Raw genomic sequence first — 19,834 nt, forward strand, 5'->3', positions numbered from 1 at the left:
GCTTTAAAATGAAAAAATTATTAATCCCAACTTTTATCTCAATAATAAGTATTACTGGTTGTGTTACAACAGCAAATTTTTTTGATTTAAAGTCTACAACCATGGAAGATAGTGGAAATTGGACGGGTGCACATCAGAATATTTCTGTTGCTACTTTAAAAATTAAACAGGATGGCACAGGTATTATTTGCCAAGATTATAACGGTGTTGCTAAAGTTGTTGCTATAAAAAAAGTTCAAGACAAAATTTATACTCAGGATGGAAGTTTTTGGAAAATAAAGAACATTAGCTCTGATAACTTGGAACTTGCTTACGGTATGGGGGGGAGTTATTTCTTGAAGAAAGACGATAATTTAACTCTTGCAACTCCAGCTTGTTTAGAGAAATTAAAATGAAAAAAATATTATGGTTTTGTTTGATGGTGGGTTTGTTTGGTTGCAGCAAAAATCCCCAAGTTATGAGTGCTGAATTTACTTCAATGGATAATTGTTTAGCCGCTATTCAGAGAAACTCAGGAAGACAACTAGATATTGTGACTGACAAATTGGGTGATATTTCAGGATTTCTTAAAGACACAAAATTAGGATTTCAATGCAAAACCGAAGCTACTGGAACAAAAGGTGTGGTAGTTAATGGTTGGTATCAGACTGATGAATAAACAAAAAACCCGCTTAAGCGGGTTTTCTTTAATTCAATTCATCAAGCTAAATACCATTCCATTGAATGAGGCTGCTTATCACCAACATGATTAAGCGTAATGCCATAACCAATTGCTTTTCGGTTCAATAGATTGGCATGACACGAAACTTCTTGTGTTAAACCCATTAATCGACTTGCATAACTGCTTTGAATAACAGTTAGTGCAGGGTAGAGTTCATTTTTAACGAACTTTGCAAGAATCGGCACGTACCACATTAGAAATTGAACGTCTTTATCACTTAATACAGCTTGAATATGTGGCTCAGTGTCTTTGTGTTTGTTTGCCTGACTATACAAAGCAATCAAGTGATGAACATATTCCACTGCTACAGGAATCGTATCGTAAGGAATCTCATCAATGTGCTTTACGTTGAAGCGTTGATGAACGAGCTTGTATGCATCACTGTAGTTAAGATGTTTAGTCTTGGCTACGAGAAGATTTACAGCGTTTGTTAAGGGTTCGCGCTCTTCTTTAGTTGAGCGTGGGTTTACAGCAATACCTTTTGTCCAGTAATTCCAAAGAACATCGTCACACTCTTCTTGATATTTAATTACTGTATCTCTAAGTTCAGGCTTTACTTTATTTGGACTGATCGTCATCAGCCAGCCGAAAAGTTTTCTCAAGGGTAGGCAAATCATTTTATAAGATTTACCATCTTTTCCAGTTGTTATGATTTCCATAACAACTGAATTAAAGCGTTGTTTTAACTTTGAATATTGCGCTTCCCATGCTAAACCCATACCTTCAACTATTGGGCGCATAGGGGTGTATGGTTGCTGATTGTATTCAACAATTATTAACTCAACACCGTTAAATGGTGCACTTATTTGTGCTAAATTAGGCATGTCTAACTCTCCTATGATTTAGATATAACCCCTTGCAGACGTCGAAATCAGGCAAGGGGTTACTTGTTTTGACACTAAAATTAATGTCATTGACAATACAATAATATATTACTAAAATTAGTGTCAAGTTATTTTTGAGTTTAAGTTCATGAGCAGAGAAAAGCAGGATGAATGGAAGCGAACACAATTAAGAATTCCTCATGATCAGTATGAGGCTGTTATGGTGTATGCTGAAAAAAACAACCTATCTCTAAATTCTGCCATGTTGGAGTTAATGGAAAGGGGATTAAAGCCAATTAAGCATCTTGATTTAATCGAAGAAAAAATGGAGATTAGTGATAGTGTGATTGATTCTATAGCCGACAAGGTTGTGGAACGCTTAAACAAGAAACCTTAAGCCAGATTTGTTGTTCATGCTGAACAGGGTTAAATTTCACTTCGTTGAAACTTAATGTTAGACTTGTCATGTCACTTTTCCTTGAAAGAAAGTTGATAGAAGCCTCGATAGCCATCCAAAGTCATCGAGGCTTTTTTATATCCCCTATGGGGATGTTTTATAATTTAAAACGTTAAAAACTTCTTGTCAATCCCCAGTGGGGATACTATTATAAATTAAATTGTTCGAGTGCAGAAAAATGGCTAGAAGTTCAGACGTTGAATACAAGATGCGTATGACGCAGGATCTCAAAGATAAGATTGTTGAATCAGCTAAAGAGCATAATCGTTCGATGAATGCTGATATTGTTGCGAGATTAGAAGATAGTTTTATAAGGAATGATAGTTCAGCACCAACAAATGCCGATGTTAAAATCTTTCATTTAAAGAGCGGTATAAAACGAGTTGTTTATGGAAAGCTTTTAAATAATCTTAGCTTAGACTACACACAAGATCTCGATCAACTTCGTGACGATATTCATCTTGCTCTTGAGGTATTGAGTGGTTCTTCTTTTTGGAATTCATTAAAGTTTTTAGGTAAAGATGTGCTTGTATATAAGGGCGATAATCATATAAAAGTTGTAGATAACGGTAAAAGTAGCTTAGGGTGGTTAACTGTCGAAGACCATATAACTGACGAGTATATGGAAAAATTACACAACCAGAATTCTTAAATGAATGGAAAGATTGACATTTTCATTATGTGAGTAATGGTAAAATAGAGTTAACTTCCAAAAATTAATTATTTAAAGTGTTAATATGTTTTTTCGGCAATGAAACCTTGACTGACCAATGAAAATGAATTTCATTTAAATGGTTAAGTTTAGCAATATAGAGATGTTTAAAGGAAAATTTATGCCTAAAAGTAATCCCAAAAGTATTACAAAAGATAAAGCCGAATCTGTCGAATTAAAGGATTTGTATCTTGATCCTGAGAATCCTCGGTTACCTTCAAATGTGGGACGAAGTCAACTAGAGATGTTAAGCTATTTGGCTAAATATACCTCAATCGAAGACTTAATGAATGCGATTGCAGAAAATGACTATTTCGCAGGCGAACCATTGATCGCTTTTCAAAAAGATGATCGATATTATGTTGTTGAAGGAAATAGAAGATTAACAGCTCTAAAACTTATTACTGATCCTCATATTATTTCCTCTCCAAGTGGTCGAGTCTTAGATATATCACAAAATGCTAAGCATAAACCAAATAATATCCCTGTAATCCTTGTATCATCTAGAGAAGCAGCAATACCTTACTTGGGTTATCGTCATATTACTGGTGTTAAGCAATGGGAACCTTTAGCTAAAGCGCGTTATATAAGAAGTGTTCTTACAACTGTAAATCCTAATTTACCTTTCAATGATAGACTAAAAGAAGTTGCAAACATTGTTGGTAACCGCAGAGATCATATCAGAAGGAACTTAGAAGCATTAAATGTTTATGAAGTAATTGAGAAAAATGATTTTTTTGGTATAGAATCTTTAAATGAAACCAATATTAAATTTGCTGTTCTTTCAACAGCTTTATCTGATGAAAGATTTGGCGAATTTATTGGTCTAGAAAGTGGGACTGAATCAGCTATTACTGAACCAGAAACATTAGATGAAAGCAGAGTTAAAGAGTTAACAGAATGGATTTATAAAAAAGATAAAGACGGAAAGTCACGTTTAGGTGAATCACGTAATTTAAAATACCTTGGTGCGGTAATTTCTAACTCAAAAGCAATAGAGGCTTTTCGACGTGGTACAACATTATCCTCTGCCTATAGAATGACTAATCTTGCTGGTGAAGACTTCTTAAGTTACCTTTATGAGGCAGAAAACTTTATAATGGAAGCTGCTTCTTTAGTTGCAACTATAGATTATATGGATGATGGATTTGAAACAATCAAACGTATCAATAAAAATGTTAAGTTAATTGCTAATGCATTAAAAAGTAAAAAGATGGATGAGGACGATGAGTTTTAACATTGGTCCAATTGCCAAAACTAGTTCGCACTTATTCTCTGATTTAATTGAAATTTTAGTGATTTTAGATTATTTCAAAAAAGGAAATGCTTCTAAAAATGATATTGAAGATATTTTAAATAATAACCTTATAGATGCAGATGAGATAACTGACGAATTAATTAGAGAAGAAACAGAAGATGGATCTACTAGGCAAAATAGATTTGAGGCTAATATTGATGACGCTTGGTTTATGCTTAATCACAGAGCAAGTATCTATAGTAATTTATATCCTTTCAAAGTTATAGATGAGGCTATTGAATTAAAAGAAGATTTTAATGAAAATCATTATATATACGTACTTATTTTATTTTGTTCAAGATTAAAATCATTTAATGGCAATGGTATTAGACAGCGTTGGGCAAAATATTTTACTCAAATTTGTAAGTTTGTTATGGGAGGGCTTGCCCCCACTAACTCTATAATTAGAATTTTTGATGCGAACTCTGATGATCGAAGGGAATTTTATACTACAAATCTAAAGACTTCCATTCGAATGCTTGCAGCTGAAATGGCTGTAATGATTCAAGAAATACTTCTGGAACAAGAATCTACATCAGGTGATATGGGAATAGATATTGTATCAATATATCAATTTAATGATGGAGTCCGTACAGGAAACTTTGTTATGTTTGGTCAATGTGGAGCGCAAGGAGAAAACTGGCCTGCAAAAAACTTTGAATGCCACCCTGATAAATTCAGAGCTATTTTTTCAACTTACTCACCTATTATTTCTATTATGTTTACTCCTGCTGATTATCGTTTAGCTGATGGTGAGTGGACCAAAATTTCCAACGTTTCAGGTGGAACTGTAATTGATCGAAGGAGAATTATAAATTTATTACAAAACTCTGAAAATATACCAAACGTACTTAATCATGCTTCATTTGCAGAATTTATTACTGAACTTGAAGTAATCAAAGAAAATCTCTAGAAAACGATTTCTTTAAGTTTTCTAGCAATTACTTCAAATAATGGTGGTGGAACTGCATTCCCTACCACCTTATATTTATTTTCTAATGTAACTTCATCTTCCCTTGGGAAAATTAAATCCCCAAACCCTTGGATACGTGCAGCTTCTTTATAAGTAAAACGACGTGCTGGGGCATCAGAAACAAACTCCCAATGATCTTTCTTAACTTTGATCATATCAGGACTAATGGGGTGTAGAAGAGTATGTCTAGCACTACTCACAATTGTTCTTGCCGTTTCATCCCAATTACGTTTCCTATTACGCGACATATAGTACCAATGAAAACCATTATCATAGTACTCACGTTTACATGGCCAATCTGGCAATCCGTATAATGCGTCTCTGATAGTAATTTTTTGGCATATTTCAGTTCCATGTGTAGCTTCTGGGAATTCAAAATTAATACCCAAATCAGTACGAATACCTACTATAAAAATTCTTTTTCTTTCTTGTGCAACGCCATAGTCAGATGCATTCAGAACCTTATATATAACTTGATAACCAGCTTCAGTAAAAACTTTAATTTGATCCTGTAATAGATGTTGAAAAGTTCTACTAGTCATACCGGAAACATTTTCAACAATAAAAGCTTTAGGTTTTATTAGATTCAATGCTCGAGCAAATTCTAAGTATAGGTAGTTAAGTTTATTATCAGCTTTACGACGCCCCCCTTGACTAAATCCTTGACAAGGGTAACAACCTGCTAAGATATCTGCAGAAGGAAATTTACTTACTGTTTCAATATTTTGCAATAGATAATCAGTTTCTGGATGGTTTGCTAAATATACATCTTTAGCATATGTCAAAATATCATTTGCCATAACAATTTCAAAACCAGCCTTAATAAGACCAGCATCAGAACCACCACAGCCAGAGAAGAGTGAAACAGCTTTCATTGTTTTCCTTTAACAGATACTCCATTCAAGGAGTACTAGATTTCCATGAATACTACATCAAGTAGACATTTGGCACTAGCTTTCAAACTAAAAATTAAATCGAACGTATTTTTTTTATCTTAATAAATTTAGCTTGTAAATTGTTTGTTAAAATTTATTATGACGACTAAATATGTCGTTCTAATTCTCTAATTCAAAATTACTTTATTCATAAGAAGCTATATTTTTTTATTGTTTTTTAAGAAATTTGATATTTTAAAAAAACCAATGTTATGAAGTTATTGGATTTTTTTTGATTGAATTGAACCCACTCACCTGAGTAGGTTTGAACATTCCAGATCATCAATAATTACGAACCTTTAGATAGTTTTTCAACAATAAGTCAAATAAACTATATGAAAATAAGGGGAAATAAATGAAAAAATTATTATTTTTAGCAGTTCTTTTAGGTTTGACTGGTTGTGGTGAAACAGACCCAAACGATACTTCTCAAGCGACATTGCAAAGTTCTCAGTTAGCACCTACATCTGTTAATTATCGAATGGGAGCATCTCCAAGCACAATGAGTGCTCCTGTAGCATCTTTTGGACAGTGGGTTGTTAATGGTTATACAACTGAAGGTGCTTCAACAGTTCTAAATGCAAATAGAACTATAGGTGGAGTTGCTACTGAATCTAAAGCATTGATCACTCCGAATGTTTCGCAAATTTCAAAAATACTTCGAGCAGGTCTTGGTGGGGCAGCTCTTACATTTGCAGTTGATGAGCTGTTAGATGGTATTGATTGGGTTATGGATCCGGCTAATAATCAAATAAAATATAAAATAGACAGTGCTCAAATTTCTATATTAACTTCATTATGTAAAAATCTTGACTGGGTTAAAAATAATTCTGATGCCATAAATATTTCATCTGTTACAGCAGTTTTAGAGGAAAATAATAACTTTAGTTGTAAAGCAATTTTCAATTATTCTGGACAATATGGTTATGTAGCAACTTTTATACAAATACCAAACGAAGAAAAAACCCTCCCACTCGACGTAGTCTCCCAAGAAATAATCAACAACGCTGAATCAGGAAATGCTGACGCTCAAGCCGTAACATTGGCAGCAGCTCAAGCAATAGTTAGTGAAGCGGAGAATGATGCTACTAAAGCAAAAGAAATAGAGGATGAGTTTGAAAGAAATAGTGATGAAAAATGCAAAGATCATAACTTCAAAATGGACAGTCAAGCTGCCATAGTGCAATCAAGATATTATGAGTTATATGAGGATAGATTTAATCTTTATATGAATCACAAATTAGTATCTAATCCACTTATTTTAAATGGTAAAAGCAAGGGCTCTTGGGATGGGCATGTGAGTCAATATAAGTATGCTCAAGGTGTTCTCAGAAAAGCCTTTAGAGTAGGATGCCCAGCAACACCTAGAGCCGATAAATGGGTAAATATAGAACCACCTTCTCAACCTGGATCTTCATTGTAAGGATATTTAAATGATTAATGTGGCTATTAGTGAGTACTCTAAAAAGTTTTCGGTTAAAAAAGTATGTTTTTCTGATTCATTTGGAATATTCAGAATAACGTATCAAGATAAAAATGGCATACCAATTCTTGAACGATTAGAGGAAGAAGCTTCTCTGCGTAGTGCTTATTCAACAGTAATATTAGTTGGTGTTGAATACAGAAAGATAGCATATAGGAACTATATACGAGATTCAGAAAATCAACGTTTGACATTAGAAGATTACAAGTTGGTTGGCGATGAGTTCATTCTTATTAATAAGTCGGTGACTGAACTTCGTGATCTTGATAATCCTTATGAATTTAAACAGTCTTGTTATGATGGAAAAGGCAACCTTCATTATGTATCAATGGATAGTGAAGGTGAGTCTAAACGATATGACGCAGATGGAAGAGAGATAGATGAATCATCATTTAGTCTTAAAGGATTTGAGACAATTGATCATGTAGAGTCTCAATATTTAGAAGAGGCAATTAAAAACTCATCAAATTTAAAATTCAATAGTTAAAAATATGAAGTGCAACATAAATGCAACTATTTTTATTAAGTTATTGATTTATATGTAATGTAAAGGTGCTTGATGCGCCTTTACTTGTAAAGATATTAATTATTCTTACTAGATGACAAGGAAATATACGCTCTCCTGATCCAATAAATCACTTTTTTTCAAAATATGTATCTCAAAATTAGATATTTGAAGATTGTTAAACCAGGATCCACTTCGGTGGGTTTTCATTGACCCCAATTTATGAGCAATGAATAATTTACATTCCCATGGGTGTTAGCAGAAAACTCAGAGCTGACAGCTTGTTAAAGCAGCTCAAAGTTGTAAGCAGTTGATGCAGAGAGATTGAGGGAAGTATGGCGCTCTGAGTGAGGGTGAATTCAATTAATACAGAATGTTAAATTGAAAAAAATTTTATTTTAAAGTTTTTCTCTCTAATATACTCATACCTATATAACTGAGTAAGAGAAGTGAATTCAAAAAAAGCTACATTGATTGGTCTTACTGCAATTTTCTTATGGAGCTTAATTGTTGCTCTAATCAAAGAAGTTAGTAATTATTTTGGACCTATTGGTGGAGCAGCCTTGATATATTCCATTGCCTCGATTTTTCTTCTAGTTTCATTCGGTTGGACTAATCTGAAAGATTTTCCCACTAAATACCTAATTGGGGGCAGTATTCTTTTTGTTTCTTATGAAATTTGTCTTTCTTTGTCGATCGGTTATTCAATAAATAGTAAACAAGCAATAGAGATAGGCATGGTTAATTATTTGTGGCCTACCGCAACAATAATTTTTTCTATCATATTTAACAAACAGAAAGCTAATTTCTTAATTATCCCGGGTGTGTGTTTGTCAATTTTAGGAATTTGTTTAGTTCTTGGTGGGGATGAAGGATTTAGTATTAAGGATATATTATTGAATATTAAAGAGAATCCATTTAGTTATGGTTTAGCTTTAATAGGGGTTTTTCTGTGGGCTGCATATTGTACACTGACAGCACGAGAGGCCAATGGTAAGAATGGTATTACATTATTCTTTATTCTCGTGTCTATTGTTTTATGGGTAAAGTTTACTCTATCAGGTGATGTTTTGCTTAATTTTGATTTTAATTCAGTTATTTACTTGGTTTTAGCTGCCTTTGCTATGGGCATTGGTTATGGTGCATGGAATGTAGGAATAATGCATGGTAATGTAACTTTATTGGCTACAGCTTCCTACTTTGTACCAGTATTTTCCGCTATAGTATCAGCATTAATTTTAAGTACGAATTTAACATTAAGTTTTTGGAAAGGTGCTCTAATAGTGTGTTTTGGATCCTTATTATGTTGGATAGCAACAAAATCTAAATCTTAAACCTCAATATCTTAAAGTAATAGTCTGGGCAGGGGAAAGAAATCACACTTTGGATCATTGATACAGTTGCAAAATACAATGAATGTAGCTCTTTGAATGATGCGAAGAATAAGGCTCTTAAATAGGGCTTTATTGCTAAAATTGAAATCTGTCAACCAAAATTTATTGCTAAAACAGAGATTTGTCAACGAACCTCCAACAACCAATCCCAACTAAAATAATTCTGCGTCAATTTCCCTCGACTCATGTTCAATTTTCTGTTTTCCAATGATCTTGACCATCATGGGAAGAGTCAATTCAATTTAATTCTTTACGCTACATAATCCCTAACATTGCTGTCAGGCTCACCAGCTAAAATTGCAACAAGTTCAACTGCTGTTTCATTCGTTAGGAGATAAGGATTAAAGTCTTCCAAATCATAATTTCCAAAAAATTGTATGATTTTTTTATTTACTGGCAAAAACTTCATGTTCCAGTTAGAAAATAGATTTTCATCACAATCAATGTAATAAATTACTTCACAATTGATATGGCGTTTGTCGTTTGCAATTTTATTGAAATAAAGATCATCAATGATAGATTTCTTTCCTTCAATACATTGCAAAAAATATCCATACCCATAGTACAAGACACCCATCACATTGTTGCGATAGTTGAAGTCTACAGCCTCATCCAGAATATCAACTAAAGTCTTTTTTAAATCTGTATCTAATTTTGACACTTTACTAACATATAGAAGCCTTACATTTTTCATTAGTAATTCTCATTTTGGCTGGAAATTCACTTATATAGAAAATCTAAAGAATAGTATATGTATTTTTAAAATAATTTTTCAAAAAAAAGATCAATTTAAATAAGACTTAGCAGCATAACTAAGCACACCTGACCCAAGAATTTACTTAACTCTAATCATCCCATTCTTCGTAAAATAATTCTTAGGCAGCATATCCTGATTCATTGACCATTTACGGTCCTTGAAATAAAAAGGGCCAACTAAAATCTTTGTTTCTTAAGTGAAGAATATGCTGTTGATGAAGAAAGTCTTTTATTGCACCCAGCTGCCACACAATGGTTTTCCCACTTTCGGCTAATGTTCATTTTTTAGTGCATTTTTTTATTGCTTAAACTCCTTAAGAGTATAACTTTCGGGTTATTCAGCCAAAAATCAACTAATTGATGACGCTGCGCGACAACATTTAACGCACAAGAAGGTGCTGAAGTATTGACATTTTGAAATTGTTTCGTATTGACAGTTTTGTCACTATAGAATATTCTAAACATGTAGTCGCAGCGCGGTATAAATAATCCACGCCTAGGCTGAGGTACGATAAATTCTGCGATAATCGTAAACTTACTGTAAGTAAGTTGCCTCTAGGTGCCGCACCCGAATTCTTAAGCCTCTAAATATATTTAGGGGCTTTTTTAATACTTGATAATAATTTTATGCGAACATTTATATATTTAGATGAAAGTGGTGATTTGGGATGGAATATGCATGACCCATATCAACATGGCGGTTCTAGTAGGATGCTTACACTTGCTGCAATATGCTTACCAGAGGGGAAGGCTAAATATATCCAGCGTATTGTTAGAGCTTTATATGTAAAAAGAAAACGACCTTTAAAGAATGAGCTTAAATCAGTGGATTTGAATACAGCTGATAAAGAACTATTTCTTAATCTAGTGGCGAAACTGCTTATTGAGCATAAAGATATCCAGTTGAGATCTATTACAGTTCATAAAGAATTTGTAAATAATAAAATGAAAAACGATCCCAATGTTCTATATAACTACATGATTAAATGCCTATTATTAAAGCCAATATGTGGATCTAAGTTTGTTGACTTCATGCCAGACAGACGAAGTGAGAAGGTGAACACGAAATGGAATATGGGGGAATACCTAAATCAGATGATTTTGGAGCACTCCATAGAAAATGAAGTTAATAATCAATACTGTAATGTTATTCCGATGGATAGCTCAAAATGTCTTGAATTGCAATTTATTGATTTTTAAGCTGGCTTAATATGGTCGGCATACGAGTTTCGCGACAAAAAAGCGAGAAAATTTCTTGCGGAATGCCGCAATACTAACCATAAGTTGTTTTTTCCACACGAAGATAAATAATAATTTAAATTAATATGAAAATACTAAACCCACTCACCCAAGTGGGTTTCTTTTTAACCAATTAATTAGTATCTTGGTCTAAATAGATTAAGGATATATCATGAAAAAGATAATTTTAATAATTTTGATTAGTCAGGTACTTATAGCTTGTGCGAGCGTAGCTACCCAACGCTATGAAACACTTAATGATCTAATGCAATCATGGGTTGGATCTTCAGAAGAAAAACTTATAAATAAGTGGGGAGTGCCAGATAAGAGCTATACATTAACAAATGGAAATAAAATTATTTCTTATGAAACTTTTGTTCATCCAGGGCGTTATTGTGAAGAAAAATTCATGCTTGAAAAAGGGATCATAGTGAAGTGGGGGCACTCTCGTTGCGATTTAAGTTTCAGTAATGCTAAGAAAATATCAAAAGATATTCCAATTCCTCAACCGACTCTTTGATAGTCTAAACGTTGTGTAGTTTTATTGATTCAAACCTCCTTCGGGAGGTTTCTTTATGGCCTTAAAATTAGTATCTTGAACTAAATACTAGAGATATATCATGAAAAGCTTATTTATAATTTTCTGCTTATTGGTTTCCAGTTTTTGTTTTGGAGCAGATTCTCAGGTTCAAGAAGTGCAGAAAAGCACAAATGATAAAATGTTAGCTAAATGGGCGAGGCCGCCAAGAATATTTTTTAAAGATGAAATATTAAAAGGTTACGACAGAGATGTTTTAATCTCGTTTGAAACCGATGTGACTGGCTGGGTTAAACATGCTGAAGTAATTAAAAGTAGTGGTGTGGATGATGTAGATAATTTAGTTTTACAGGCGGTGCAAAAAGCAAAATTTAGAGCTTGGAATGATTGGGATGTAAAAACTAATTACCCAGCACGCGCAAAACAACCTTTTCACTTTGCAGTTTCTAGAGATCCTAAATTCGAAAATGAACCAAGAATCGTTCTAAAAAAATCAGATTTAGAAGGTGAAAACAGATCATTAAGTATTTATTTAGAAGCTGATAATAACGGCAAAATAACTAAATCTGAGATCACCAAAAGTAGCGGATTAACTAAATTAGATAATTACATACTCAAAGAATTTAAAGATAAAGCAAGTTTTAAGCCTTTAAATATCAACGGTAAGCCTTATCCGATTAAAAAGACGAAAGAATTTTACTTTTCTTTAGATTCTGCTGAAGAAGGATAAAGTATATTTTTACAAAAATGAGAAAACTAAACCCACTCACCTGAGTGGGTTTTTTATTGAACTAAATTTATAAGCAATGAAAAAATTTACCTTCCTATTGGTGTCAGCAGAAAACTCAGCGCTGACAGCTTGTCAAAGCAGCAAGCAGTCGCATGTCCAGTGCTTCCAAAGAAACCATATGATGGACACGTATCTGATGCAGAAAGGTTGAGGGAGGCGTGGCCCTCTGGGTGAGGGCTGATTCGGAAAACGGTTACTATGTTAAATGATTCATGATATTTAATGATTTTAAGAAACTTGCTTCAAGACCAACCCTTTTGACGATTAAGAGCGTAAGGAAGAAGTGAAGCCAATGCCAATACTGCCAGTACAGCACCAATCCATAAGCCTGAACGTAAGCCGTAACCATTCGTAATTGCTAGACCTCCAATATACGAACCGCCACCTAAACCTATATTAATCACTGAGGTGTGTACTGCATTGACCATAGGACCTGGATGAGCAACACTGACAATTCTTGCCATCATTGCTGGATTCATTGGAACACCAGATAATCCAATCAAAATTATTGTAATAATTGCTACTGTTTTATATTCGGCAAATATTGCAAAAGCGAATAAGGAGATACTTAATACGGTTAATCCGATAAGCATGATTTTTAGGCTGTGGTCATGTGCTAAACGGCCAGTAATAGTATTTCCCACGATATTTGAAAAACCAAATGCCATTAAAATAAATGGAACTACTTGCATGCTAAATCCAGTGATATCGACCAAAACAGGAACGAAATAACTAAATGCAGCAAAGCTTGCTCCAAGAATTAAGCAACTTGTTGCACATGCTTTCCAGTAAGCTTTATTTTTAAAGGCTTTAATCTCTTCTTCCATTCTAAGTTGCCCACTGCTTTTCACTTCAGGTAAAAGACGTAATAGAGCAATCAAACAAATGAATACCAATACTGCTACTAAACCAAAAGTAACACGCCAGCCCCATTGTTGGTCAATCATAGTCGCAAGCGGGACTCCAAACACATTGGAAATCATAAAACCTCCAATAACAATGGCTGCTGCTCGTGGGCGATTATGATTAGGAACCATAGCCATACTTGTGGCAAGTGAAAGACTCAAACAACCTGCACATAAGACGCCAGTGATAAAACGGATTGCAATCAAAATAGCATGGCTAGAGATAAAGGCGCTTAGGCCTTGGATTACTACATAGAGTGCAAACAGAATAAGTAAGACTTTACGATATTGAACTTTATATTTGAGGAAGAAGAAAGTGAGTACAGGTCCACCTAACATGACACCAAAGGCATAATATGAAATTAAATGTCCAACCTCACCTACACTGATTCCAAAGGCTTGGGACAAAGTGGCGGTCATACCAGCGACCATCAATTCTGCTGTACCAATTGAAAAAATCGCTAGACCTAATATATATACTGCTAATGGCATTTTTTGAATAAATTCCTATTTTTTGAACGTTCATTACAAAATGAAAGGGTTTAGTTTCTTTAACACTAAGTATGTGATTACAAATTAGCTAAGAGACCATTAACTACATCTTTCAGAAAGCTTTTATCTGAAATATTTTTGTTCAGTACACGCAAACCGTAGTAGCCAGCTAAAAATCCTCGAGCCATTTCAAGGGCTGAGGCTTTTGTACTGAATTCCCCATTGGCTTGTCCTTCGACAAATACTGTGAGGAGAGAGTTCTCTAGGCGCTGTCGATATTCTAGATTCAGGCTGGAGACAACCTGATCTTTATCACCCATTTCTAAAGCAGAGAATAAGACCATGGCTTCGTGCTGTTCTGATTGTGAAAGATCCTCAGCAATCCCCCAAAGTAAAAGGGATCGTAATCTCTCTTTGAACAGCCCCGACTGTGTGAGAATGGATAATTGAGCCGCCATGGTTTGTTCATGGCTACGTAACAAAGCTTGTTCATATAAAGCTTGTTTGCTACCAAAGGCGTTATATAAACTTCCGCGCCCTAATCCAGTAACATCACATAAATTCTGTGCAGAAGTACCTGCATAGCCATTGCTACTAAATACAGTTATAGCTGCATCAATGATTTCTTTATCTTCAAACTGTCTTGGACGGCCTGGATAATTGGATTTGTCATCACTCATGGATGAGCCTGAGTGGGAGTGAACTATGAGGGATACTAGATATTATGGAACGAGTTGTCAAATATTAAATTAAATCTTAAAAATAATAGCTTACTTATAGATTCTTTCTAATCGTAAAAATAGAGGTGTTGCTTGCTAAAATCGATAACTTAATCAATCACCAATAACAGAAAAACCTTGTTCAAATTTTTAAAACTTGAGTCAGGGCAAGGAAAAGAAATCACACTTTGGAACATTTATACAGTTGCTAAATAGCTTTCTTTAAATGATTTTTCCTAAATCAATTTGTCTATATAATCAAAGCTAATTAAAGATGGGATAAAACAAATGAAAAAAATAATCTGTATTTTGATTCTCAGTTGTAGCGTACTTTCAAGTTTCAGTCATGCCTGTGAATCGACTTCATTAGACTGGGAAAAATTTTATAAAATCTATGATTCAAATAAAAATGGTACTTTTGAACTTAATGAATTTCTAAAGGTTAAAGATTTTGAACCATATTCTTGGCCAGATGATAGACGGTTTCAAGGCAAAGATAAAACATTAAATTATTTAAATATCTAGATGAAAATCAAGATGGAAAACTTGTAGAAGATGAATTTGTCAAAATTCACGGTTTATTCCCTGACCCTTGTGCTAATTGGCTTCATAAAGCTTGGTGGAAATTTTGGTAAGTGATTTAAAATATATATCTTAAGGTGAGTCAGAGTAAGACGTTTTGTTTTTATAATGTTTTGCTTTAATAGTGAGGGAATGATGGTAAAATTAAGAAAGAGGATCTGAGTTCAATTCGGAAATCGGAAACCTAACTCAGAATAAGTTTTAAACTGTCACAAAAAATCATTAACTATCAAAGCTGTGTGTTACACATAAGTTACACAATACATATCCTAGACAATAAATATTTAATATATATAATGAGTTAAGGCTTTAATTAAACTCCCGCCATCTCCACCAAATTTGTAAATCATGATCTGTCACTTAGTTATACGATGTATCATGAAACTTAATAAAGCCTTGAAATTTAACAGTTTCAGGGCTTTTTTAATGCCACATATGCCACTTTTTTGCGCCAGATTCTTATAAATATAAAAAAAGCACTTATTAAGTGCCTGTATTTAGTTTTGCCATCTCTATCCTGCTTTTATCACCATGAATCCATTTAGCATATCGTTTAATTAACATTTGTAAGTGAAGTCCAAGTCGATCAAAGCTAATTTAACTTTCATAAAATGAAAGTTAAGTTTCCATAATCAATGTTCTAATATTCTTTTGATCCATCTAATCTACATCTATACCTTTATAAGATATGGAGTGGTAAATGAAAGGGAAGATTGCTTTAGAAGAACATTTTGCAATTCAAGAGACACTTGGTGATTCAGAACGATTCTTTGTGCCAGATGTTTGGAGAACTAAGCGGAGTCAATTACTCGATATAACTGGTGAACGTTTACGCCGTATGGATGAAACGGGTATTGAATACTCAATCATTTCTTTAAATGCACCAGCGATTCAAGCGATACCAGATCCCAAAAGAGCTGTTGAAGTTGCAAAAATTGCAAACGACACCTTAGCAGAATTAATCGCTAAACATCCCGATCGTTTTGGGGCTTTTGCTGCATTACCATTACAAGACCCAGAAGCAGCGACAAAAGAACTCAATCGATGTGTAACAGAACTTGGTTTTGCTGGTGCTCTAGTAAATGGCTTCTCAAATTTAAATAACGATGAAACAGCAAAATATTATGATGCTGAAGAATATTTAGATTTTTGGGCTGAGGTTGCTAAACTCGATGTACCATTCTATTTACACCCGCGTAATCCACTTTTAAGTCAGCAATTGGGTATCAAAGATCATCCTTGGTTAATGGGCCCTGCATGGTCATTCTCAGTTGAAACAGGTGTACATGCACTGCGTTTAATCGGTTCTGGTTTATTTGATAAGTATCCAAATATTAATATTATTTTAGGACACCTAGGCGAGTTAATTCAAAATAATATTTGGCGTACATCGCATTGGGCTTCAGCGAATGGCCGAAATCCACTCGGTGTAAAAGCAGAAAAACCATTTATTGATTATTTCCGTAAGAATTTTTATTTAACAACAAGTGGTAACTTCCGCACAATTACCATGAAAAATGCAATTGATGAAATTGGATCGGATCGCGTTTTATTCTCAAGTGATTATCCATTTGAAGATATGGAAGAAGCGACACATTGGTTTGATCATGCCGAAATTGGTGAGAATGATCGAGAAAAAATAGGCCGTCATAATGCACACAAATTATTCAAGTTAAGCATTTAAAGTAGCTCAAGCCAATAACAATGATTGTTATTGGCATTTTTAATGCAGTAAAAGGATTTTATGATGAAAATAATACTAGATATACAGCAAGCCGTTGATACTAGAAAATTATCTCGGCAGCAGTGGATAATATTTATACTTTGTTTTTTGGTGATTCTAGCAGATGGGATTGATACGGGGGTAGTCGGGTTTATCGCTCCTGCATTGTTAGATGATTGGGGGATCATTAAAAATGATCTACGCCCAGTGATGAGTGTTGTCTTAATAGGCATGGCGATTGGAGCAATATTTGCAGGAATATTAGCCGATAAGATTGGAAGAAAATGGGTCATCATTGGTTCGGCATTTATTTTTGGCGTTTTAACCATACTGACAGGTACTTCAAATAACACGACTGAAATGGTGATATATCGATTCCTAACGGGATTAGGACTTGGCGCTGCAATGCCAAATGCTGCAACACTTGTATCTGAATATATGCCAGCACATCGCCGTGCATGGATGGTGAATTTATTATTTTGTGCACTACCGCTTGGTATTACGATTGGTGGTGTTTTATCAGCAGGACTTCTATCAAATCATGGTTGGAAAATGGTCCTCTATATAGGCGGGGCTATTCCTGTAGTGGTTGCCGTTGTATCAATTTTTCTTTTAAAAGAATCACTACATTTTTTGATTAAAAAACAAGGACAAGTCGAAGCATTAGAAATTGTAAAAAATATACAGGGTAAATTTATCGATGCACAATTAGTTCCTGTTAAAAGCATAGATGCTGATTTAACTGAAAAAAATACCAATCCCGTGGGTCTTGTCGTCGGCAAGTTTATTGTACCCTCTGCAATGATGTGGCTCTGCTGCTTTATGAGTTTATTGGTATTTTATGTGCTTACAAGCTGGATGCCCACGCTTCTTAAGGAATCAGGATTTACACCGGAACAGTTTAGTTTAGTCACAGCAGTTTTCCCATTTGGTGGCGTTGCAGGAACAATCCTCATTGGTTGGTTTATGAGTAAGTATGACGTGAATAAAACCATCACTTTTGCATATTTTATATCAGCCGTATTATTCGTCATAACAGGATTTCTTACCCAAAATATTTATTTACTCGCATTGTTTATTTTCTTAGCAGGCGCTGGTTTGGTTGGCGCACAATCCTCTTTGCCATCTTTAGCTGCGATATTTTATCCTGCAGAATGCCGTGGAGTTGGTGTTTCATGGATGCACGGATTAGGCCGTTTTGGTGCTATTTTCGGGGCATTTTTTGGCGCTTATATTTTCACATTTAATCTCGGTATGAGCGGCATTTTCTTCGTACTTGCATTGCCTATTTTAATTTCGGCGCTAGCGCTTTATTTAAAAGGGCGTTATTCAACTTCTAAAGTGACAATTCCTCAAACTTCAAAAGTTTAAATAAAAAAACAATAACGACTACCTCAATGATTTTCAAGTAGTCAGGATTTTTACACCTTAAAGATTAAAGTAAAAATAGGTACATATCATGAAGAATATATTTTTTCTTGGATTAGTCGGCTTCACGACTACGCTTCCCACAATTACAAATGCTGAATTTATCAAAGATCGTAAAATATCGTTAACGACAAAAAATTATTACTTTGATAGAGATTACATAAATAATGTTCCATATCCTGCAGCAAGAGATTGGGCTCAAGGTTTTATCCTCAATGCTAAATCTGGATATACCAGTGGAAATGTAGGCTTTGGTTTGGATGTTCTTGCTTTAGCAGGTTTTAATCTTATGGGAAATAACAAAGATTATGCTGCTTCAGGTTTATTGCCTGTAGATAGAAACAATGAGCGTCCTGATCAAACAGGAGAGTTGCGTTGGACCCTGAAAACCAAAGTAAGTGATTCGACAGTTCATATCGGGACACTTTCGCCGATGTTTCCAGTAATTTTTTCAAGTCCTGCACGGTTATTCCAACAGAATTACCGCGGTGCACACGTGCAGTTTAATCAAGTAAAAGATCTTAAGCTTCATGGATTATATGTCGATCGAGTCAATCATAGGGACTCAACGAACTATGAAAAAATTCGTATAGGAAATATCAATGGGCGATTTAAAACAGCTGCTGAGTCTTCAGGCTTATATATGCTTGGTGCTGAATATCAATTTAGTGAAGGCGTTAAAGCAGATCTATATCACGCAAATTTGCATGATGTATATTATCAAAATTTTATTGGTGTCAAAACTAAACATGATGTCGGAATCGGTCATGTTTTTGGTGATTTTAGAGCGTTTCTCAGTGAAGATGCTGGAAAAGAATTAGCAGGGAAAATAGACAATCAGCATTTAAGTGGGATCGTCGGTTTAAATATTCAAAATCATACCTTGAGTTTAGGATATATGCACTCTTTAGGCGATACCGCAATGCCAACATTGGGGCATGCGGAACCCGCAGTATTTATGGATAGTATAAGTGCTGATTTCACCAATCAAAATGAAAAAGTTATCAGTGTTCGATATGACTATGATTTTAGAGATACTGCTTTCAATGGCTTAAAGTTTATGGCGAGATATAGTCAAGGGACTGATATTGAAATTCCTCGGTTAAAGGGGGAGTTATTTGAAGAAGACTCTTACGATTTTGATCTAAATTATCGCATACCTAGTGGAATCCTCAAGGGTGTTGGTATCCGTGCTCGCTATACGCGTTATCGTAATGATTTACCTAATGAGAGAATCGTATTCAGACCCGCCAATGAGACGAGGGTCAATGTTGATTACACGTGGAAATTTTAAAGCATAAAATAAATGGAATGTTATCGGTGGTTTAGCTTATAACATTCCAAGCAAATTCAATAATTAA

The 19,834-nt window shown here is 34.4% G+C and carries 21 protein-coding genes; 16 read left to right on the plus strand and 5 right to left on the minus strand.

Annotated features, from left to right (window positions below; translation table 11 throughout):
- The first annotated feature begins 8 nt into the window (after positions 1-8).
- The gene (locus ACQ7EO_RS04545) at positions 9-395 is read left to right on the plus strand and encodes a J517_1871 family lipoprotein (protein WP_434278979.1); all 387 of its coding nucleotides are present in this window, start codon (positions 9-11) and stop codon (positions 393-395) included.
- Entirely contained in the window at positions 392-658 is a 267-nt protein-coding gene (locus tag ACQ7EO_RS04550; protein ID WP_434278980.1) for a hypothetical protein, read from the plus strand. The genes ACQ7EO_RS04545 and ACQ7EO_RS04550 overlap by 4 nt, the downstream gene beginning before the upstream one ends.
- 41 nt (positions 659-699) lie before the next feature.
- Here ACQ7EO_RS04550 and ACQ7EO_RS04555 read toward each other — a convergent pair whose 3' ends face one another.
- Positions 700-1,545, minus strand: a complete 846-nt coding sequence (locus ACQ7EO_RS04555; protein ID WP_434278981.1) for a phage antirepressor N-terminal domain-containing protein — start codon at positions 1,543-1,545, stop codon at positions 700-702.
- A 148-nt stretch (positions 1,546-1,693) separates the two neighbouring features.
- On the opposite strand from ACQ7EO_RS04555, the gene ACQ7EO_RS04560 reads away from it, so the two are divergent.
- From ACQ7EO_RS04560 to ACQ7EO_RS04575, 4 genes are all read left to right on the plus strand, one after another.
- Positions 1,694-1,942 (plus strand): hypothetical protein, encoded by a 249-nt coding sequence (locus tag ACQ7EO_RS04560; protein ID WP_434278982.1) that lies wholly within the window; start codon positions 1,694-1,696, stop codon positions 1,940-1,942.
- Between the two features lie 238 nt (positions 1,943-2,180).
- Positions 2,181-2,654, plus strand: coding sequence for an Arc family DNA-binding protein (locus ACQ7EO_RS04565; RefSeq protein ID WP_434278983.1), 474 nt, complete (start codon positions 2,181-2,183; stop codon positions 2,652-2,654).
- 181 nt (positions 2,655-2,835) lie between these two features.
- Positions 2,836-3,951 (plus strand): ParB/Srx family N-terminal domain-containing protein, encoded by a 1,116-nt coding sequence (locus tag ACQ7EO_RS04570; RefSeq protein ID WP_434278984.1) that lies wholly within the window; start codon positions 2,836-2,838, stop codon positions 3,949-3,951.
- Positions 3,941-4,924, plus strand: coding sequence for a hypothetical protein (locus ACQ7EO_RS04575; protein ID WP_434278985.1), 984 nt, complete (start codon positions 3,941-3,943; stop codon positions 4,922-4,924). Before ACQ7EO_RS04570 ends, ACQ7EO_RS04575 begins: the two co-directional genes overlap by 11 nt.
- Here ACQ7EO_RS04575 and ACQ7EO_RS04580 read toward each other — a convergent pair.
- Entirely contained in the window at positions 4,921-5,859 is a 939-nt protein-coding gene (locus tag ACQ7EO_RS04580) for a DNA cytosine methyltransferase (RefSeq protein ID WP_434278986.1), read from the minus strand. The genes ACQ7EO_RS04575 and ACQ7EO_RS04580 overlap by 4 nt on opposite strands.
- 415 nt (positions 5,860-6,274) lie before the next feature.
- On the opposite strand from ACQ7EO_RS04580, the gene ACQ7EO_RS04585 reads away from it, so the two are divergent.
- The 3 genes from ACQ7EO_RS04585 to yddG all read left to right on the plus strand — a co-directional run bounded on the left by ACQ7EO_RS04585 (position 6,275) and on the right by yddG (position 9,241).
- Positions 6,275-7,342 (plus strand): hypothetical protein, encoded by a 1,068-nt coding sequence (locus tag ACQ7EO_RS04585; protein WP_434278987.1) that lies wholly within the window; start codon positions 6,275-6,277, stop codon positions 7,340-7,342.
- Between the two features lie 10 nt (positions 7,343-7,352).
- Positions 7,353-7,889, plus strand: a complete 537-nt coding sequence (locus tag ACQ7EO_RS04590) for a hypothetical protein (protein ID WP_434278988.1) — start codon at positions 7,353-7,355, stop codon at positions 7,887-7,889.
- Positions 7,890-8,356: 467 nt separating this feature from the next.
- Positions 8,357-9,241, plus strand: coding sequence for an aromatic amino acid DMT transporter YddG (gene yddG, locus ACQ7EO_RS04595; protein ID WP_434278989.1), 885 nt, complete (start codon positions 8,357-8,359; stop codon positions 9,239-9,241).
- Positions 9,242-9,551: 310 nt separating this feature from the next.
- Here yddG and ACQ7EO_RS04600 read toward each other — a convergent pair whose 3' ends face one another.
- Positions 9,552-9,995 carry a BLUF domain-containing protein gene (locus ACQ7EO_RS04600; RefSeq protein WP_434278990.1) on the minus strand — a complete coding sequence of 148 codons (444 nt, stop codon included), beginning with the start codon at positions 9,993-9,995 and terminating at the stop codon, positions 9,552-9,554.
- Positions 9,996-10,684: 689 nt separating this feature from the next.
- Between ACQ7EO_RS04600 and ACQ7EO_RS04605 the strand changes: the two genes are divergently transcribed.
- The 3 genes from ACQ7EO_RS04605 (at position 10,685) to ACQ7EO_RS04615 (ending at position 12,564) form a co-directional block, all read left to right on the plus strand.
- A complete protein-coding gene (locus ACQ7EO_RS04605; RefSeq protein ID WP_434278991.1) occupies positions 10,685-11,257 on the plus strand; it encodes a DUF3800 domain-containing protein in 573 nt (190 codons plus the stop codon).
- A 211-nt stretch (positions 11,258-11,468) separates the two neighbouring features.
- On the plus strand, positions 11,469-11,816 hold the full coding sequence (locus ACQ7EO_RS04610) for a hypothetical protein (RefSeq protein ID WP_434278992.1): 348 nt from the start codon (positions 11,469-11,471) through the stop codon (positions 11,814-11,816).
- Positions 11,817-11,916: 100 nt separating this feature from the next.
- A complete protein-coding gene (locus tag ACQ7EO_RS04615) occupies positions 11,917-12,564 on the plus strand; it encodes a TonB family protein (RefSeq protein ID WP_303577986.1) in 648 nt (215 codons plus the stop codon).
- 302 nt (positions 12,565-12,866) lie between these two features.
- Here ACQ7EO_RS04615 and ACQ7EO_RS04620 read toward each other — a convergent pair whose 3' ends face one another.
- Together ACQ7EO_RS04620 and ACQ7EO_RS04625 are read right to left on the minus strand one after the other, a co-directional pair.
- Positions 12,867-14,021, minus strand: coding sequence for an MFS transporter (locus ACQ7EO_RS04620; RefSeq protein ID WP_056513403.1), 1,155 nt, complete (start codon positions 14,019-14,021; stop codon positions 12,867-12,869).
- 77 nt (positions 14,022-14,098) lie between these two features.
- Positions 14,099-14,701 (minus strand): TetR/AcrR family transcriptional regulator, encoded by a 603-nt coding sequence (locus ACQ7EO_RS04625; protein WP_262086776.1) that lies wholly within the window; start codon positions 14,699-14,701, stop codon positions 14,099-14,101.
- 327 nt (positions 14,702-15,028) lie between these two features.
- On the opposite strand from ACQ7EO_RS04625, the gene ACQ7EO_RS04630 reads away from it, so the two are divergent.
- The 4 genes from ACQ7EO_RS04630 to ACQ7EO_RS04645 all read left to right on the plus strand — a co-directional run bounded on the left by ACQ7EO_RS04630 (position 15,029) and on the right by ACQ7EO_RS04645 (position 19,767).
- Positions 15,029-15,265 carry a hypothetical protein gene (locus tag ACQ7EO_RS04630; protein WP_434278993.1) on the plus strand — a complete coding sequence of 79 codons (237 nt, stop codon included), beginning with the start codon at positions 15,029-15,031 and terminating at the stop codon, positions 15,263-15,265.
- Between the two features lie 757 nt (positions 15,266-16,022).
- Positions 16,023-17,006 carry an amidohydrolase family protein gene (locus ACQ7EO_RS04635; protein WP_434278994.1) on the plus strand — a complete coding sequence of 328 codons (984 nt, stop codon included), beginning with the start codon at positions 16,023-16,025 and terminating at the stop codon, positions 17,004-17,006.
- Positions 17,007-17,069: 63 nt separating this feature from the next.
- Positions 17,070-18,416: an MFS transporter gene (locus tag ACQ7EO_RS04640; RefSeq protein ID WP_434278995.1), complete on the plus strand. Its 1,347-nt coding sequence runs from the start codon at positions 17,070-17,072 to the stop codon at positions 18,414-18,416.
- 88 nt (positions 18,417-18,504) lie between these two features.
- Positions 18,505-19,767, plus strand: a complete 1,263-nt coding sequence (locus ACQ7EO_RS04645) for an OprD family outer membrane porin (protein WP_434278996.1) — start codon at positions 18,505-18,507, stop codon at positions 19,765-19,767.
- Positions 19,768-19,834 lie beyond the last annotated feature (67 nt).

The sequence above is a fragment of the Acinetobacter sp. CE-15 genome (assembly GCF_051059255.1).
Taxonomy (GTDB): domain Bacteria; phylum Pseudomonadota; class Gammaproteobacteria; order Pseudomonadales; family Moraxellaceae; genus Acinetobacter; species Acinetobacter guillouiae.

What these genes read in the sequence shown, in the direction of transcription:
- ACQ7EO_RS04645 (WP_434278996.1), top strand. Translation starts at nt 18,505, where the DNA reads ATGAAGAATATATTTTTTCTTGGATTAGTCGGCTTCACGACTACGCTT.
- ACQ7EO_RS04640 (WP_434278995.1), top strand. Translation starts at nt 17,070, where the DNA reads ATGAAAATAATACTAGATATACAGCAAGCCGTTGATACTAGAAAATTA.
- ACQ7EO_RS04560 (WP_434278982.1), top strand. Translation starts at nt 1,694, where the DNA reads ATGAGCAGAGAAAAGCAGGATGAATGGAAGCGAACACAATTAAGAATT.
- ACQ7EO_RS04590 (WP_434278988.1), top strand. Translation starts at nt 7,353, where the DNA reads ATGATTAATGTGGCTATTAGTGAGTACTCTAAAAAGTTTTCGGTTAAA.
- ACQ7EO_RS04600 (WP_434278990.1), bottom strand. Translation starts at nt 9,995, where the DNA reads ATGAAAAATGTAAGGCTTCTATATGTTAGTAAAGTGTCAAAATTAGAT.
- ACQ7EO_RS04565 (WP_434278983.1), top strand. Translation starts at nt 2,181, where the DNA reads ATGGCTAGAAGTTCAGACGTTGAATACAAGATGCGTATGACGCAGGAT.
- ACQ7EO_RS04625 (WP_262086776.1), bottom strand. Translation starts at nt 14,701, where the DNA reads ATGAGTGATGACAAATCCAATTATCCAGGCCGTCCAAGACAGTTTGAA.
- ACQ7EO_RS04585 (WP_434278987.1), top strand. Translation starts at nt 6,275, where the DNA reads ATGAAAAAATTATTATTTTTAGCAGTTCTTTTAGGTTTGACTGGTTGT.
- ACQ7EO_RS04635 (WP_434278994.1), top strand. Translation starts at nt 16,023, where the DNA reads ATGAAAGGGAAGATTGCTTTAGAAGAACATTTTGCAATTCAAGAGACA.
- ACQ7EO_RS04550 (WP_434278980.1), top strand. Translation starts at nt 392, where the DNA reads ATGAAAAAAATATTATGGTTTTGTTTGATGGTGGGTTTGTTTGGTTGC.
- ACQ7EO_RS04620 (WP_056513403.1), bottom strand. Translation starts at nt 14,021, where the DNA reads ATGCCATTAGCAGTATATATATTAGGTCTAGCGATTTTTTCAATTGGT.
- ACQ7EO_RS04605 (WP_434278991.1), top strand. Translation starts at nt 10,685, where the DNA reads ATGCGAACATTTATATATTTAGATGAAAGTGGTGATTTGGGATGGAAT.
- ACQ7EO_RS04580 (WP_434278986.1), bottom strand. Translation starts at nt 5,859, where the DNA reads ATGAAAGCTGTTTCACTCTTCTCTGGCTGTGGTGGTTCTGATGCTGGT.
- ACQ7EO_RS04545 (WP_434278979.1), top strand. Translation starts at nt 9, where the DNA reads ATGAAAAAATTATTAATCCCAACTTTTATCTCAATAATAAGTATTACT.
- ACQ7EO_RS04610 (WP_434278992.1), top strand. Translation starts at nt 11,469, where the DNA reads ATGAAAAAGATAATTTTAATAATTTTGATTAGTCAGGTACTTATAGCT.
- ACQ7EO_RS04630 (WP_434278993.1), top strand. Translation starts at nt 15,029, where the DNA reads ATGAAAAAAATAATCTGTATTTTGATTCTCAGTTGTAGCGTACTTTCA.
- ACQ7EO_RS04615 (WP_303577986.1), top strand. Translation starts at nt 11,917, where the DNA reads ATGAAAAGCTTATTTATAATTTTCTGCTTATTGGTTTCCAGTTTTTGT.
- ACQ7EO_RS04570 (WP_434278984.1), top strand. Translation starts at nt 2,836, where the DNA reads ATGCCTAAAAGTAATCCCAAAAGTATTACAAAAGATAAAGCCGAATCT.
- ACQ7EO_RS04575 (WP_434278985.1), top strand. Translation starts at nt 3,941, where the DNA reads ATGAGTTTTAACATTGGTCCAATTGCCAAAACTAGTTCGCACTTATTC.
- ACQ7EO_RS04555 (WP_434278981.1), bottom strand. Translation starts at nt 1,545, where the DNA reads ATGCCTAATTTAGCACAAATAAGTGCACCATTTAACGGTGTTGAGTTA.